The sequence below is a fragment of the Microcella sp. genome (assembly GCF_040286215.1).
Classification (GTDB): domain Bacteria; phylum Actinomycetota; class Actinomycetes; order Actinomycetales; family Microbacteriaceae; genus Microcella.
On record NZ_JAVKCK010000018.1, the window covers coordinates 1 to 15,336 of the forward strand.

Consider the following 15,336-nt stretch of genomic DNA (forward strand, 5'->3'; position numbering starts at 1 on the left):
CTGTAGTGCATAACCATGAGGTGGCGCAAGAGCTGCTCATCAGTGGGGGGCCTGCCGAATGGCTGATCTCTTGCCTTGAGCGGCAGATCACTAATCGCTTGCTGATACTCGTCTTTCAACATCGCGAAAACGTCCCGGTACGCCTCATTGAAGTCCAGGAATGCTCCCCACGCCGCGCGACGGTACTCCGGGCGATCGTCACTGCGCGAGAAGATGGCCCCGCGCGCCTCGGACGCCCACTTCCCATCGAGGAGAACAAGCCAGGGAAAGTACTGTCCATAGACGGATCGAACGGCGATCGACGCTTCCACCGCGAGATCTAAGTGCCTCTCCAAGAGGTCACGAAGCTCGGGGGCGATACCGAACCCGTCGGGGTTCTTATTCTCACCGGGGCGCAGGCTGTTCATCAGCCACAGGCCATACTGAATCGCGGCTTGGAGCCCCACTCCGCGGACGCTATTCAGTGCGGTATGGGGGGGATCCCAGCCACTCTCCGCGTCGCTCCGATCCCGGGCATCGTCGGGGTCCGGCGATTCGCAGAGCCCTTCGATCAACGACCAAACCTCGCCGCGAAGCGTCAAGGGCACAAGACCTGGACCCCTGCTCAAGACGGTTCGAACGAAGTGCCCCGCTGCCTCGTGAGCTCTGCGCCAACATCCCTCCTCGTCGTCGGAGCGCGGGGATACGAAGAGCCAGTTGCAGAGTCCGAGCACAGCGGGCCAGTCGAGTGAGACTCCTGCCTTCGCACCTTCCGCTAGCCCGCTGAGAACGTGGTCCACCAGAGTGGGTTCCGCACCGCAAAGAAGTTCGGCGTGCCGAGAGTACTGAGCTGGCCGGCGGGCGACGTCCTCCCTGAGCGCCCTTCCGAGGCCTTCTTGAGAGGGCGCCCATCTGTCAGCAGATGGCTTCCAGGAGATCGCGCTCTTGAGCGCCTCGTCCGCGCTCAGAGCACTGAGATCGTCGGCGCTGAATGGGCTCGTCGGACCCACCCAGGATGTGACGACGGGGCTCGGATCTCTTGGATCCACCGGTGATCCAAGACGCCGCTCCCATTCGTCAAACTGCTCTGACCACTCCGCCGGGAGGACCTCTCGGAACGGTAGGAGGCGCCGGAGCCTCCAAGCCCAGGCGTGCGCGTCCACAGACTCCGTAGCCGGATCTTCGCCAGTCTCGCCTTTCTCCCGTTCGGCCCACTGGCTGAGATTGGGCGGGCCGTTCTTGACCCAGTCGAGAACGGCGGCGAGTTCGCCTGTCTCTAAATCGGAGCCAAATCGCTCCGCCAGTTCGGCGTACTCCGCCTCTATTCGCGGGTTCCCGAAGAGCGAGGGGTTGGTCAAGCGCGGTCTCGCAAGATCCACGGCTCGATGGTCGCACTGTGCAATGAGTCGGAGAGCGAGTCGCTGGAGGATGTCCCAGCCGGGTCGTTCGAGGCAGGCAACAAACTCATGAAGTCGCTGGGGGTCTTCTTGGGTCAGGCGCTCTCCATGGCGAAGGAGGGCCCCAACGAGCGCCTTCTTGATGTCCGTGTACTCCTCCGCGCGTGACGCGCGCAGGGTCGGTCGCCAGTACTCCGAGTAATCGCGCCCGGGAGCATCGACACCCCCGCTAACCTCAGCCCGCAGAGCTATGTCGAGCGTCTCGATGACGACGCCAAGGGCCTGATCCAATGTGTCGCCGTGCGCCCCCGCAAGCAATTTCTCCAGGGCGTCCTGGTAGTCCCACCGACCCAACCCCGCCGCGGACTCCACCCGGGGAACCGCGAAGAGTGGCTCATCGTCCCCGTATTCGGCTTGACTTACCGCGACGATGACCCGCATAAGCCTGAGTCCAGTGCGTGCCTGCCCCCCCTGGAAAAGTCGGCAAACGAACTCTGCCAGGTCGTCAGCATTCGCACTCAGGCCCACTACCGAAGTCCAGGAAACGATCGTGTCGGCAAGTGACGCACCGACCTCAGGCGGCATCTTCAGGCCGGCAGTCAAGATGTCGCGCAAGACATGGGGATTCCGAACTACGGGAACATTCTCAAGGGCACGTAGGACGTCCTCCGGCGCCCGCGGAGCCATGCGCGCCAGGTACTCAGAGGCTGGCCACAGAGGGGCCACTGCGTATCCCTCCTGATCGTCCACTGGAGGTGGTGGATCCGAGAAGACCCCCTTCTGCCCAAGGGGAGCGATCCAGTCGGGGGAGTCCAGCTGAGAGAAGAAGTACGCATAGTCCGACCCTCGCTTGATGGCATTCAGCACGCGATCAACGAGATCGGGCGTAATCATCTTCCCTCGCCCTCTCGAATTAGGGCGTCGAGCACCGAACGATCTTCAAACGTGCGAGGCAAAAGCCAATCGATGAGAAGAGCCTCAAGAGATTGGAGTTGACTACAAAACGTCACCTCATCCGTTTGTTTGTGATGAGAGACTCCTGTGAAGTACTCACGGTGTTGCAGCCATTCCGCGACGCGCAACTCCTCGACCGCCTTTGGGAGTGGGGTGGAGTAACGATCGAGATCTCGAAGGAGAGTTCGCGCCTCTTCTGTTCGCGGCCCGCGATTTGTGTGATATCTATTGAAGAACTTAGATAGGCGTTTTAACACTTTGCGGAGTGATGGATCGATAGTGCCAATCCAGTCTCCACTCGTGTGGCACGCTGATTGCTCCTCAGCTCTTGACCAGAAGGGCGATAGGTTGGCGACCTCTGTCCCGAGATTTATTCCTGCGCGACTCGGCAGGCTTCGGTGCGCGGGGAGCTTCTCGATCAGCTCTCTAACGCCATGTGCACAGAGGGCCAAGCGGTCAGCGTTGCCCTCGTCGTGGAGCACAGTCAAGGCCCCTCGGTAATACTTGTCCAAGACTGGCGCTACGTCACGCAACGCGTCCGCCAAGGCAACCTGATCGCGAGACATGGGAAACGTGGCGCCCCGCTCCTGAGGGGGCGGCGTCGCGGCAGCAGCCTGAATGAGTCCCGGATCAGGCATCGAGTGCATTATAAGAAGCCGAGGGTGTGCACACCTGGTGAGGGGTTGGCTCTTCGCTCTATTAGATCTCGCAGCATCCGGCGATTGCTGAGACGTGGATAGGTCTTTCCGGATCGGATCTCTTTGACGCTTGTCAGGCTGATGCCTGTTATGTCGGAGATCTCCTTCGGTGCCATGCCTCGCAACCTTGGAAGAACGACCGCGTCCCACGTTGGCCTGTCATGAAGAGGATCGCCCAACGCTGGGGCTGACGCGCGCGATTGCGGGTGTTCTTCTGACACTGTTAGTCCTCCCGGGCGTGCCCGTAGAGTAGCGGCGACCCCCTGGCCCCATTGAAGGGCGGATGCGAGAAACGCGGGGGCATAACCACTCAGCTCTCGGGCTAAGGCCTCCAGCAACCGGCAGGTCCCATCTGCGGTCTCGGCCCAGTCGCCAGTGTGGAGCGAGCGGCGGGCGATGAAGGTAAGCACGACCTCGTCTGCATGCGTGCGCAGGGGCTCCATCAGATCTGCTGCCATTGAGGCTCGGTAGCGCTCGTCGGCGTGGAGAATTCCGATGCTCGGATCTAGCCCAACTGAGTGGCACGCGATCGTCGCCTCCACTTCCAGGATCGCATAGAGGTAGTTGAGCATGGCGTGCACGGGGGAGATCGCCCGCCTGGACCACTGACCATCCAGCTGCGATGTTCGTGGGCCGACGATTCGCCAGTGGTCGGGGACGCCGGCCGCATCGGCTCCTGAGAACGTGACCGGTACCTTCGCCCAAGCGCGCCAATAGGCCTGCGCGGCAGTCGCTTCCCGGTGGCGCAGTTCCTTCGTGGTTGCGAGGCTGTCGAGCTTTGTCTTCTCTCTGCGGATGATTTCGGATTGACCGATGATCCCGGTGATCTCTTCTATCCGATCGCATAGGGTCGCTTGGCGCTCCAGCTTGGTCGACAGGAGATCGATCATGATCTGCCGCCCAGTCTCCGAGTCTGTGGCCAGCGCTTGGGCGCGGCGGAGCTTGGGGTCGTGGTGACGTGCCGGCGCGCTCATGGTCACCAGGTTGGAGTCGTGGTCGACTTGAACGAACACGGCACCGACGTCAGTGATCCAACGCAGGGCGTCGAGGCTGACCGACCCTGAGTGGCCGATCACCACGAGGCGCTTCAGACGGGAGGTGGCACGGTTGAAGCGCACCCGGCGGCGCTCATCGGCTACACCGTCTTCGACGATCAGATGCCCGCGCTCAACGGCGAGGCGGATGCCGTGGCCCGTGGCGATGTGAAGGCCCAGATCATTGCTCTTGGCGAGTTGGGCCTTGGTCCAGAGCGGGCTGGCGGGCCGGTCCACCTTCTTCGTGGTCGCATAGCGCGCGCGCCGACGTTCATCAACTGCGCCGCTCACAACACGCCTTCCGAGAGCGCTCCCATCTGCGGATTCTATCCGCCGCGCTGGTCGTCGAGTAGGATCTGTGCGTCACTTCGGTGCTCGGAAAAGTGTTGCTGTAGGAGCGCGGCGAGACGCTCCCTTGTCTCTGCGGCCGTGGGTGGGGCGTCGTGTCCCCCTCGCAGGACAACGCGCAGTTCGTCGTCGCTGATCGATCGCCTCAACCGCCGCAGTGCCCGGATGTAGGTGGCGCCGGCATCAAGACTCGCCACAGCAGGTTCGGAGGCCGGGAGATCTTGCCCCAAGTGTGCAAGCGTGAGGGCCGAGATCCCGATCACGATCTGGTCCTTCGACACTTGGACAGGCGCGAGGTAGCCCGCCTCGCGGACTGCGGTGCACAGCAGCGCGGTTATGTCGGCAGGCTCATCGGGTGGACCACTGAAGGCGAGTACGCAGTCACGAGCCGCAACGAGACGCGGCAACGGGATGGTGCGCGCGGCTCTGCTCAGACCGTCGAGTGTGAGGGACCCAAGGTGCTCATCGAAGACGCGGAGGTCGATCTGCGCTCCATCCCCGCCTGGGGGTCGTTGTGTAGTCGAGTAGCCGAAAGCTCGTGCGATTTCGCCGAGAGCTTCCCCTGGTGGTTGGTCCCCCAAGACGATGCGCCCGAGGTTGGTGATGACACTGCCAAAGACGCTGTCGGCTGTCTCGGGCAGACCGCGGAGACGTCGTCTGCGCTCACGCCAATGTGGGCGGCGGACCAGGTCTCGCCGAGTCCTGGTGGCAGTGTCTTCGGCCCGGGCGAAGTGATCCTCGGATCCGTCGTCGGCGGCAAGCCGGCCTCCCATCTCGCGGATTAGCTCAGTCAGTGCTCGGCGGATCCCCGCCTCAGGTACCGGCAGCCTCTCCACGAACAGCAGGAGTCCCATGAAGTCGAGGCGCTCTCCGGCTCGAATTCGTGAGGCGATCGCGGTGGCGAGCTCGGTCGCCTCGACTGGGTATGCCGAGGCTGAGCCCTTGCCACGTCCGAGGCCGCGCCGGGCTGGTCGTGGCAGAAGGTCCAGCTGACGCCAGCGCTCGATCTGACGGGCCGAGACGACCTCGCCCGCCTCGGCACAGGCCTCGATCAGGGCGCTGGCCGCCGCGCTCGGAGTGCGTGTGGACACAGTCACGATCTTAGAACTACCCGCCAGGCGCGTCAGATTGGACTCGGGGCGCCTGCCAGGTTGCTCGCATGGCAGTCCCTCGAACAACGGTCACCTGGCGGATCACCGCGGGGATGCGCTCGGCGATCGACGCTGAGGCGACGCGTCGCGGGCTCAGCCCTTCGCGTGTCGTGGAGGAGCTGATTGCCTGTTACCTGCCGCTTCTGGTTGAGCGCGCGCTGCGGGAAACGTTCGACCAGGCGACAGGCGAGCGGTCGGACCGAGCGGGCGGCCAGTGATGGCCCGAGGGCGCGACTATGCGGCCGAGTACCGCCGCCGGCAAGAGCGCGCCCGGGCTCAGGGCTATGCCTCCTATTGGGCCAAGCGGATCGACCCGCGCCGGGTCCGTAGCGCACGCGACCTTGAGGGCTTGACGGTCTCTGAGCGTGAGGCGCGCGCTCGGGCGCTGGAGGCCGTGGCGCGGATGCGCTCCGAGGGTCTGTCGCTCACCGAGGCCACGCGTCGCGCCAACACGACCCCCTCGACCGTGCGCCGCTGGGCGGCGGATGCGCTTTCTGCGACCGGCCGCCGCACCCAGGCACGCCCCGTGGATCGGCTGTACCGGCGCATGCATGTCGTCAGCTGGGACGGCCGAGCGACGGTTGATGTTCGTGGCTCGCGAGCGGCCTCGAGAGTCGGTCGCCATTGGCAGGCGCTCGACGCGTTTCTTGCAGACGACGACTCATCGGGACTGCGCCGCCTGCGGGGCGCTCGGGTGGGCGGCGTTGAGCTGCTCACCGACCTTGAGCGCATCAAGGAGTTGGTCCGGGCCGGGGAGCTGTTCGGCTTCGAATCGATCTACGCGCAGGTCGCCTGATGGACCCGCGCGCCGCAGGAGGGTGTGCGCTCTGCGGCGCTCGGCCCACCGAGGCCCATCACGCTGCGGGAAGAGCGCACGACTGTGAGCTTGTCGTCGATCTGTGCCTGGCCCATCACCGCCTGATCCACGACGACATGGCGGACGCCGGTTGCGATCTGCGCCACTCGCCGCTGCGCGCCCCGGGAGAGTCGATCGCCGAGGGCCTGCGCTGCCTGGGGACCCTCTTCGCGCGTGTGGCGGGTGTCGGGGATGTCGCCTGGCTGGGGGCCGTGTCGGACTACCTGATCCGCTGCGCCGACACCCTGACCTACCTGATCTGCCTGCTCGATGCGCGCCTGCCCGGCTGGCGCTCCCACATCCACGAAGGAGAACTGCCATGAATCGCCCGCACACGTCCGAGCCGCACCCTGAGCACCTCCAGATCGCCCTGCGCGCCTGGGCGCCACCCACATCGTGGCGCGCCGCAGAAGGCCGCCGTCGATCACGCCACAGGTCACCTGCGCAGCCTGGGCGCCGCTACCGGCGCTCTGAGCGCGGACAACTCACGTTGGTGCTTGACACCGAGACCACCATCGATCCGACCCAGAGGCTGCTTGTCGGCGTCTGGCGCCTCTATCGCGACGAGGCCGGCGCGGACCACCCTGCGTTCCTGGTCCAAGAGGGGATCCTCATCCCCGATGACCTCGCCAGTACCGACCCCGATGCCCATGCTTTGGTGGCGCAGTACGTGGCCGCACATCGCTCGGATGTCGCCCGAGCGGCGTACCGGCGTCTGGCCCTCCTGACGCGCTCACAGTTCGTCGACCAGCTCCTCTGGCGGCGGGCCTACAAGCAGCGCGCCCTCGTGGTGGGCCTCAACCTCCCGTTTGACCTGTCGCGTCTCGCGGTTGGAGCCGGCGCGGCCAAAGGGTGGTTCCGCGGTGGGTTCTCGCTTCCACTCTGTGAGCATGATGGGCGCGAGAATCGTTTTCGGCCGCGGTTGCTGATGCGGATGATCGACTCCAAACGCGCCGAGCTGTCGTTCTCGCGGCCGGCCGGCATCGACCGAGCCGACCAGGTCCCCGAGGACTCACCCGACGGACGTGCGGATCCGCGGTATGCGTTTCGCGGCAACTTCCTGGATCTGCGCACCCTCGCCTTCGCGCTCACCAACGCCAGCCACAGCCTGGAATCGGCCAGCGATGCCTTCGGGGTGCCGTACCACAAGCGCGACGCTCCGCTTGGGGTGATCAGCACCGAGCTGATCGACTACTGCCGCGAAGATGTCGCCGCGACCGCATCGCTGTGTCAGGCGGCGCTCACCGAGTACCGCCGCCACCCAATTTCACGACCGGTGACCTCTGTGCGCTCGCCCGCGACACTGGCCAAGGGCTATCTGGACACGATGGGCCTGCAGGCACCCTTGGTCCGTCAGCCCGATCTTGACCCACAGCTCCTGGGCAAGGGCATGGCTGCCTACTACGGCGGGCGCGCCGAGTGCCGGATCCGGCGCGTCCCGGTGCCGGTTGTGCTCTGCGATTTCCTCTCCATGTATCCCACCGTCAACGCCCTGATGGGCTCATGGCAACTGCTGGCCGCGGAGCGCATCGAGACGGTCGACGCCACCGCCGAGGTCCGCCGGTTGCTTGCCAGTCTCGATCTGGAGCGGTGCTTCGAGCGGGAGCTCTGGCGAGAGCTCTTGGTGCTGGTCGAGATCGAGCCGGCCGGCGAGCCGCTTCCGGTGCGTGCCCGTTATCGCGACCCGGCAGGCGAATGGGGCATCGGGCTCAACCACCTGCACTCAACCGGGTCGAGCTGGTACACGCTTGCTGACTGTGTGACCGCGAAGATCCTCGGCGGCACCGCCCCGAAGGTTCACCGCGCGCTACGGCTCATTCCGGTCGGCGCGCAATCAGGCCTCAAGCCGGTACGCCTGCGTGGGGCGGTCAACATCGACCCACGCAGCGAGGACTTCTTTCGATCGGTCATCGAGGAGCGCCACCGTGTACGGCGCGGCGCCGGCGAGTACGCCGCCCTCTCAGACCCCGAGCGCGAGGCGCTCCAAGCCTTCTTGAAGGTGCTCGCCAACTCGGGCGGGTACGGCATCTACGCCGAGCTCAACGCCCAGGAGGCAAGCGGAAAAGCGCACACGGTCGAGGTCTTCGGGCAGACCGACGAGCCTCTCACCGCAACCGTTGCCCGCCCCGAGACCCCCGGCGCCTTTTGTTTCCCGCCGCTTGCCGCCTGTATCACCGGAGCGGCCCGACTAATGCTCGGCATGCTTGAGGCATCAGTGCGCGAGGTCGGCGGCCACTATGCGTTGTGCGACACCGATTCGCTGGCGATCGTCGCTCAGCACGAGCGCGGCCTGGTGCCCTGCCCGGGTGGCACCGAGATGCTCGACGGGACGGCGGCGATCACCGCCCTCAGCTGGGCTCGCGTCGAGGAGATCCGCGACCGCTTTGCGGCGCTCAACCCCTACGCCCCCGATGCTGTCCCGGGATCGATCCTGAAGATCGAAGGCGACAATTTCGACCCGGGCACGCACACACAGCGCCCGCTGTGGGCCTACGCGATCAGCGCCAAACGCTATGTGCTGTTCACTCGCGAGCCCGACGGCTCTGTTGCGATCTGCAAACCCTCCGAGCATGGACTCGGCCACCTGCTCAACCCCACCGACCCCGAGGACGCCGATCGCGCCTGGATCCATCAGGCATGGCGACACCTCCTGGCCCGCGACGGGATCCCATCGGGGCCGCAGGGCAACCCTCCGGATCCGGATTGGCTCGACCGCCCAGCGCTCAGCCGCGTGACAGTTTCCTCACCGTCAATCCATCGGCTCTTTGCTGCGTGGGGCAGCGGCCGCGACTACTCGCAGCAGATCAAGCCGGCGAACTTCCTGCTTGCCGCCCAAGTCACCGCCTTCGGCCATCCGGCTGGCGTCGACCCAGCACGCTTCCTGCTGATTGCTCCCTACTCAGGTGACCCACGCGCGTGGCCGAGCCTAGGTTGGCGCAACCGGTTCGACCCCAAGAGCCCCAACTACGCGATTAGAACCGGGGATCCGACCGAGTGGGTAGGCGAGCGCGTCGTCACCGTCAAGAGCTACCGACAGGTGCTCGACGCCTACCTCGCCCACCCGGAGGCCAAGGCAACCGGGCCCGATGGCGCTGGGAGCGGTCCTGCAGCCCGCGGCCTCCTCGGCCGACGCTCCGTCTGTCCGGCGACCATCTCCCACATCGGCAAGGAGTCCAACCGGCTCGACGACGTCCAACACGGGCTCGTGCTTGATGGGTCCGAGATCGAATCCACCTACACCGTACGCTCCAGGCGCTTCGGGCAGGTCTGGGATGACATCGTGCTGCCGGTGCTCGGTGCCATCCCGCTCGCACAGCTGATGGAGACGACGAGCATGAGTGCGAGCGCGCTGAAGGAGATTCGGGCTGGCAGGGCTCGCCCTCGCCCCGGCGCCACCGGTCGACTCGCTGCGGCAGCGGGGCGCTTCGCACGCGATGCGTGTGCAGGTTCGGATGACGCGCTTGGCGACATTGAATCGTGCGCCCGCTACCTCGACACCAGACCCCACCAGCGGTGCCTGCAGTGCGGGACCGCGCTCTCGGGGCGACCAAAGACCTACTGCGGAAGTCGCTGCCGCCAACGCGCGTATCGCACGCGGAGCTCACTGGGAGAAGGCAGCGCCAACTGCCGCCAACCGTTTGTTGCTGGGGCGTCCGACGCCTCGGAGATGATCACCGACCATGACGCCTTCGCTCCTGGACATTGACCAGTATCTGCGCTCGCTCGTTGGCAGCTCGGTGCGGACAGTCGGCCGGAACCGAGAGAACCATGTCCTGTCGATCGACGCGGACTCGGTGATCGTCGGGACCGAACGGAGCCCCGAAGGCCAGCCTGTCGCCTTGGACGACATCCGAGCAGCCGCAGCCCGATTGCTGTCCGAGGGCGAGCTCGCGATCAACGTGGACCAGCTGGGGCATCGAAGCGCCTTTGCTGGAGCCGTCCTCGCCTCTCTTCCTGGAGTGGAAGCGATCGCCGAGCCACCGAGCCTGCGCCTCAAGGGCGCTGTCACCGGGTCGGTCGTCGAGCGCGAGCGCCGGCGCGAGCTGTGGTCGCTCCTCGAGCCCGAGGCACCCGATCATGCCGCGGCTCCGGCTCGAACCGTGCGCTCCATCGGCATGTACAACACCGGCCGCGGGATATTTGCCGACCTTAAGCGCACCCGCGAGACCACCGGTGATCAGCGGGGAGCGACAGTAAGCGTCCGCCACACCGGTCGGCATTACCCGGATGAGCTGTCAGCCCGGGGCATCACCTACCACTACCCGGAGACCAAGAACCCATCGACCGACGCGATGGAGGTCAACGCGACCAAAGCGGCCGGCGAGCTCGGGCTCCCAATCTTCGCGATCTTGGAGGGAGACCGCGACCAGTGGCGCCAGGTACGACCAGCATGGGTCGCTGGGTGGGACGATGACAAGCGCATGTTCCACCTGCAGTTCGGAACGCTGGAGGCGCCGCGGCCCGTACTCGCTCTGCCGAGCAAAGATGAACATGCGGGCGCTCTGGAAGAGTTCCGGCCCAAGGATGCGAGCGACTACCGCGCCCACATCGCCGGGGGCGAGATCGTCAAGACGCGCCGCCATGAGCAGCTGGTGCGCGAGTTCGGCGAGTGGGCACAGCAGTATGGGCTCCGCGCATCGACAGCGGAGCATCCGATCGATCTCGTGATCCGGGGCGATGAGCGTGAGTGGATCGTCGAGGCGAAGGTCCTCTACCGCGGGAACGCAACCGATGCGGTGCGCGCTGCCATCGGTCAGTTGCTGATGTACCGACAGTTCCTCCGGCCCACGGGCGACTGCGGCATGGCCGCACTCTTTGCCGAGCCGATCGGCGACGCCTATGCCCAGTTCCTCGACGAGCTCCACATCGCTGCCATCTGGCAGCAGGCCGGCGAGTGGGCAGGCAACAGGTGCGCGAGAGCCGAGGGGCTCACCGGCCGCCAGTAGCCACGAGAAGCGCCAGGGACCCCCGAATGGCCCAGGGACTATCGAGCGCGCAGCACAGAGGTCCAGGCGTCGGACAGGCTGATCAATGGAGCCGCAGGACGCGGCCGCACGCCCAGGCCTAGATGTCGAGTAGCGCGAGCGCCCGCCCGACCGTGTCCGGTGAGCACAGAAGGATCTCGCTCTGGTCCGACGGCTCCAACTGTTCCCCCCAGGCGATACCCAAGCCATAGGGGGCTCCCTGAGGTCCAAGGGCCGGGCCGAATGCCCTGCGATAGGCCAACAGATCAGAGAGGGCCGCTCGGGCGGAGTCACTGATGCGGCGCTTCGGGCCGCCCTTGACCTCCACCACGATGCGCCGCACTCCCTGCGAGTCTGATGTCGTCAGCACGAAGTCGGGGCGCAGTTGCCCGACAGGAATCCCGTGGGCGTCTTGGACGCTGCGATAGCGGGAGCCGGCGGTCAGGTCTTGTGGTGCGCTCTGGTAGTGGAGTGTGAGGCGCCGATCGCCCATGCGCGATTCGAACAGCAGGGCATTGCGAAGCAGGCGCGGCCTGGGGCGCTTCCAGCCGACTTCTACGAGCCCGTCGATGAGCGCAAACAAGCACTCGATCTCCAACAGGGCGTCGTTGCTTGCGACGACCAGTGCATGATCCTCGATCGCCTGGCGGATCGCCTCCCGATCGAGTCGCTTCAGCAACGCCAAGTACAGGTCGCACGTCTCCACGACGCTCGCGTAGCGCTTTGATGCCCGACCGGTGCGCACACGGCTCAGCCGGCGAGGCGAGGGCTCGAGTCCCGATATGTCAGCCAGTGGACGGGCGTGGCGCCACCTGCTGGCATCGCTCACTCGCTGACGGACCTGAGCGCCTGCGCCCTGTCGTGTCGAGACGTGCCATTGGGTGGCGCGCCCCGCATCGAGGATGGCATCGAGCGTGAAGGCCAGGAGCTCGTTCTCGGGTGTATGAAAAGCCCGTCGCGCAGGAGCCGTGACATACATGTGCGGGAGACCGGAGACCGCCCGAGCCGAGAAGGTCTCCACCCACCGGACCGGCCCGCGCACTCGATCCGCCGCGGCCTCGGTCTCCTGCACGGTCGTCGTCGTCAGCCGGCGCATCAGGCGGGGCATGTCGTCCAAGAGGCGACCGACCGGCTCGCTGAGGACAAACTGCAACTGGGCGAGCGTCCGAACGTCGCTGGCAGGCATCTGCAGGAGAGCAGATGCCGCGAGCGCGACATCGTCGTCGGTGCGGGAGGCTTCGCTCAGGACCCTCCAGACGTCTGCGCGCAGTCGCTGGATCGCCTCTGATCGGATCCAGGCCTTGGATCTCACTCGTCGACCGAGTCGAGCTCGTCGTCCTCCAGGTCGTCCCCGGGCTCTTTGCCCGACGGGGCCATGATGTCCAGGCCGAGCACGGCATTGAGCGTCTCGCGCACCCGCGCCTCACCGCCGACGAGGGACACCAGGGTCTTGTAGAGGAGATAGCCCTGCTTGGCACTCACGCCCTCGAACTGCGGCAACAGGTAGCTGTAGAAAGCCTCGAAGAGCACCGCTCGCGGGTCCGCTTGCTCATCGCCAAGTCGGAGCCGCAGGAAGCGGGCGATGTCCATGAAGACGGCCGGGCCAAGATCCTTGAACTGCCGGAGCACCAGCAGTTTCTTTGCCAGCTCAGCGGGAAGGGCCTCGCGCGCCTGCTCCTCGATGAGCTGCGCGAAGACTGAGTCGCTCGGAGAGGAGACCTCGATGAAGGCGAACCGCCTCATCAGGGCGAACGACATCTCGAACAAGAGAGTCTTGTCGAACACGTTCATCGTCGCGACGATGCGCCACGAGCCCGGAATGGGCAGGACATCGAGGCCATTCGATGGTGCCTGGGAGTCTTGGGGCACAAGGGCCAGCGGCTCCGAGGCCGGCCGGCCCGGTCGCGAGTAGGGCAGCACCACCGACTGTCCAGACAGCACCGTGAACAGCTGGCCGAAGGCACGGTCGAAGTTGGACCGGTTGAGCTCGTCGATGACAAGCCACCTCTTGGCCCGGATCGCAGCAAGGAACTGGCCCTCAGAGAATTCAAGCTCACCCGAGGGGGTCGGCCGCAGCCCGCCAATCGTCTCGTAGGTCGTCCAATCGGCCGTGGCAGTGGTCAAGGTGTAGCCGCGACAGAGACCGGCCGCCGCGGCGGCCTCGCCGACCGCTTCAGCAAGGGTTGTCTTCGCCGTTCCAGGTGGGCCGGTCAGGATGATGTGCTTGCCGCTCAGCAGTGCCGCCACCAGCTGCTGATAGATCCGTGGGTCGAGGACAAGCCCTCGTCGCTCAGCAGATGCAGCGACCGCTGCCGCGTCGAACGGCACGAGCACGTCTCCTAGCCCGGGGTTCTCTTCGAGATGCTCTCCTGGGTCCCAGTCTTCTTTGGCGCGGATGAGGACGTGGCCCCGCGTGCCGAGGGTCTGCTCGGTCACTGGAGCCCCCTCCTTGGAGGCCTGGGACGACTGGGCCAGCACGAAGTCATCGCAAACCTCTTGTGGCTCGATCTGCGTGAAGTCTGTGAGTCGTACCCAGAGGCTGTGGTAGGTCTGCGGGTCGTAGTAGTCCGGGACCAGCTCAGGGTCGACGTCCTCTGCCTCTTCACCAAGCGCGATGCCGGTCATTCGGGTCCGCCACGTACCGCCCGGACCCGAATGAAGGAAGACCAAGGTCGGCACGCCTTCGGCGATCTGCTGCTGGAAAGTCTCGAAGTTCTTGCGGCTGAGGCTGGACTTACCCGGCGTCCCGCGGCGCCCCCACCAGACTGCGCCCATGGCCTCCGCAACGCTCTCGTGCTTCTCGATCGTCTCGGGGTCGAACTTTGGTGACCACTTCAAGATGAGATGCGTCGCAGGCCTCTCGGCCTCCACAGGGGAGCCCGCGGCGTCTGAGTCCCAGTCGAGGTTCGCGGTGCCGCTCAATCTCCACTCACCTTCCCTCTCACGACCGGACTTTGATCGCTTACGGCCTAAGCGGACTTCCAGAACCGTAACGGCGGGGCCGGTCGTCTCGGGGGGCATCTCCTAACCCCCCAGACGTTGCCGATCCAGCGCTCCCCGCAGGAGCCCTCGGCGAGCTTGAGACGCAGCCGGCTGGCGTGACTGTCGACCGTCCGCGTACGCGCCGCGCCCCGGTACCCCCAGACGTCGCGCAGGAGCTCCTCCTTGGTGTGGACCCGCAGCGGCTCACGGGCGAGCGCGACGAGGAGTCCGTACTCCTTCGCGGAGAGGCTCACCAGCCGCCCGGACACCGTGACGCGACGGGAGCGGCGGTCGATGCTGAGCGTCCCCACGCGCAGGGCGTCCCCCACCGCCTCACCCCGCGAGCGGCGCAGGGCGTTACCGACGCGCGCCAGGAGCTCGGGGTAGTGGAACGGCTTGGGCACGAAGTCGTCGGCGCCTCGCTCCATCGCGCGCACCGCCGCGTGCGGGCCGGCGCTGCCGGACATCACGAGGACCGGCATCGCCGGGTTCCACCCGCCCGCCCCGCCCGCCCGGATCGCGTCGATCAGGTCGAGACCCGAGACGCCGGGCAGGCCGGCGTCGATGACCGCGATGTCGGGGGCCGACCGGGCGAGCACGGCCATCGCCTCCTCGGCCGAGGTGGCCGACATCGGCGCGAACCGGTCGGCGATCAGGTTCTCGGCGAGGAAGGTACGCGTGGGCGCGTCGTCCTCGACCACCAGCACCGCGGGGACCGCGGGGACCTCCTCCACCACCACCATCGCGCCGTCCTCCCACTCGGTGGCGGACGCCCCGTGCGCCCGCCGTGCATCCCCAGAAGGCGCCGGGCGGCCCGTCTCCACCCCCCTCACCGGCAACGAATGTCGCTCGTAGCGGAGGAATCGGGGGCCGGCACCCCGCGGAGGTGTGGCCCGGCGCCGACGGCCGCCAGCGTGGCCGGCGCCGCCTCCACCACAGCGCGCGCGCCGGGACACCACGCGGCCCGCCCGGG

General features: G+C 66.3%; 11 protein-coding genes. 5 read left to right on the top strand and 6 right to left on the bottom strand.

The genetic code is table 11. From position 1 onward, the window contains the following. The 3 genes from RJQ01_RS09420 to RJQ01_RS09430 all read right to left on the bottom strand — a co-directional run. Positions 1-2,270 (bottom strand): hypothetical protein (locus RJQ01_RS09420; protein ID WP_350476485.1); only part of this gene is annotated, 2,270 nt, incomplete at its 3' end. Positions 2,271-2,976: 706 nt separating this feature from the next. Then, positions 2,977-4,353 carry a CRISPR-associated endonuclease Cas1 gene (gene cas1, locus RJQ01_RS09425; RefSeq protein ID WP_350476486.1) on the bottom strand — a complete coding sequence of 459 codons (1,377 nt, stop codon included), beginning with the start codon at positions 4,351-4,353 and terminating at the stop codon, positions 2,977-2,979. A 35-nt stretch (positions 4,354-4,388) separates the two neighbouring features. Further along, on the bottom strand, positions 4,389-5,501 hold the full coding sequence (locus RJQ01_RS09430) for a hypothetical protein (RefSeq protein WP_350476487.1): 1,113 nt from the start codon (positions 5,499-5,501) through the stop codon (positions 4,389-4,391). 68 nt (positions 5,502-5,569) lie between these two features. Here RJQ01_RS09430 and RJQ01_RS09435 point away from each other — a divergent pair, with 68 nt between their 5' ends. The 5 genes from RJQ01_RS09435 (at position 5,570) to RJQ01_RS09455 (ending at position 11,363) form a co-directional block, all read left to right on the top strand. After that, a complete protein-coding gene (locus tag RJQ01_RS09435) occupies positions 5,570-5,779 on the top strand; it encodes a hypothetical protein (protein WP_350476488.1) in 210 nt (69 codons plus the stop codon). A gap of 131 nt (positions 5,780-5,910) precedes the next feature. Continuing rightward, positions 5,911-6,357, top strand: coding sequence for a hypothetical protein (locus tag RJQ01_RS09440; protein WP_350476489.1), 447 nt, complete (start codon positions 5,911-5,913; stop codon positions 6,355-6,357). 137 nt (positions 6,358-6,494) lie between these two features. Next, entirely contained in the window at positions 6,495-6,740 is a 246-nt protein-coding gene (locus tag RJQ01_RS09445; protein WP_350476490.1) for a hypothetical protein, read from the top strand. Further along, positions 6,737-10,123, top strand: a complete 3,387-nt coding sequence (locus RJQ01_RS09450; protein WP_350476491.1) for a hypothetical protein — start codon at positions 6,737-6,739, stop codon at positions 10,121-10,123. Before RJQ01_RS09445 ends, RJQ01_RS09450 begins: the two co-directional genes overlap by 4 nt. Beyond that, positions 10,098-11,363 (top strand): hypothetical protein, encoded by a 1,266-nt coding sequence (locus RJQ01_RS09455; protein ID WP_350476492.1) that lies wholly within the window; start codon positions 10,098-10,100, stop codon positions 11,361-11,363. The genes RJQ01_RS09450 and RJQ01_RS09455 overlap by 26 nt, the downstream gene beginning before the upstream one ends. A 118-nt stretch (positions 11,364-11,481) precedes the next feature. Here the strand turns inward: RJQ01_RS09455 and RJQ01_RS09460 are convergent, their stop codons facing one another. The 3 genes from RJQ01_RS09460 to RJQ01_RS09470 are packed head-to-tail and all read right to left on the bottom strand — an operon-like array spanning position 11,482 to position 15,196. Further along, a complete protein-coding gene (locus RJQ01_RS09460; RefSeq protein WP_350476493.1) occupies positions 11,482-12,693 on the bottom strand; it encodes a hypothetical protein in 1,212 nt (403 codons plus the stop codon). Beyond that, positions 12,690-14,402 carry an AAA family ATPase gene (locus RJQ01_RS09465; RefSeq protein ID WP_350476494.1) on the bottom strand — a complete coding sequence of 571 codons (1,713 nt, stop codon included), beginning with the start codon at positions 14,400-14,402 and terminating at the stop codon, positions 12,690-12,692. The genes RJQ01_RS09460 and RJQ01_RS09465 overlap by 4 nt, the downstream gene beginning before the upstream one ends. After that, complete coding sequence (locus RJQ01_RS09470; protein ID WP_350476495.1) at positions 14,351-15,196, bottom strand: response regulator transcription factor; 846 nt, start codon at positions 15,194-15,196, stop codon at positions 14,351-14,353. The genes RJQ01_RS09465 and RJQ01_RS09470 overlap by 52 nt, the downstream gene beginning before the upstream one ends. Between the last annotated feature and the right edge of the window lie 140 nt (positions 15,197-15,336).

What these genes read in the sequence shown, in the direction of transcription:
- RJQ01_RS09435 (WP_350476488.1), top strand. Translation starts at nt 5,570, where the DNA reads ATGGCAGTCCCTCGAACAACGGTCACCTGGCGGATCACCGCGGGGATG.
- RJQ01_RS09445 (WP_350476490.1), top strand. Translation starts at nt 6,495, where the DNA reads ATGGCGGACGCCGGTTGCGATCTGCGCCACTCGCCGCTGCGCGCCCCG.
- RJQ01_RS09450 (WP_350476491.1), top strand. Translation starts at nt 6,737, where the DNA reads ATGAATCGCCCGCACACGTCCGAGCCGCACCCTGAGCACCTCCAGATC.
- RJQ01_RS09455 (WP_350476492.1), top strand. Translation starts at nt 10,098, where the DNA reads ATGACGCCTTCGCTCCTGGACATTGACCAGTATCTGCGCTCGCTCGTT.
- RJQ01_RS09465 (WP_350476494.1), bottom strand. Translation starts at nt 14,402, where the DNA reads ATGCCCCCCGAGACGACCGGCCCCGCCGTTACGGTTCTGGAAGTCCGC.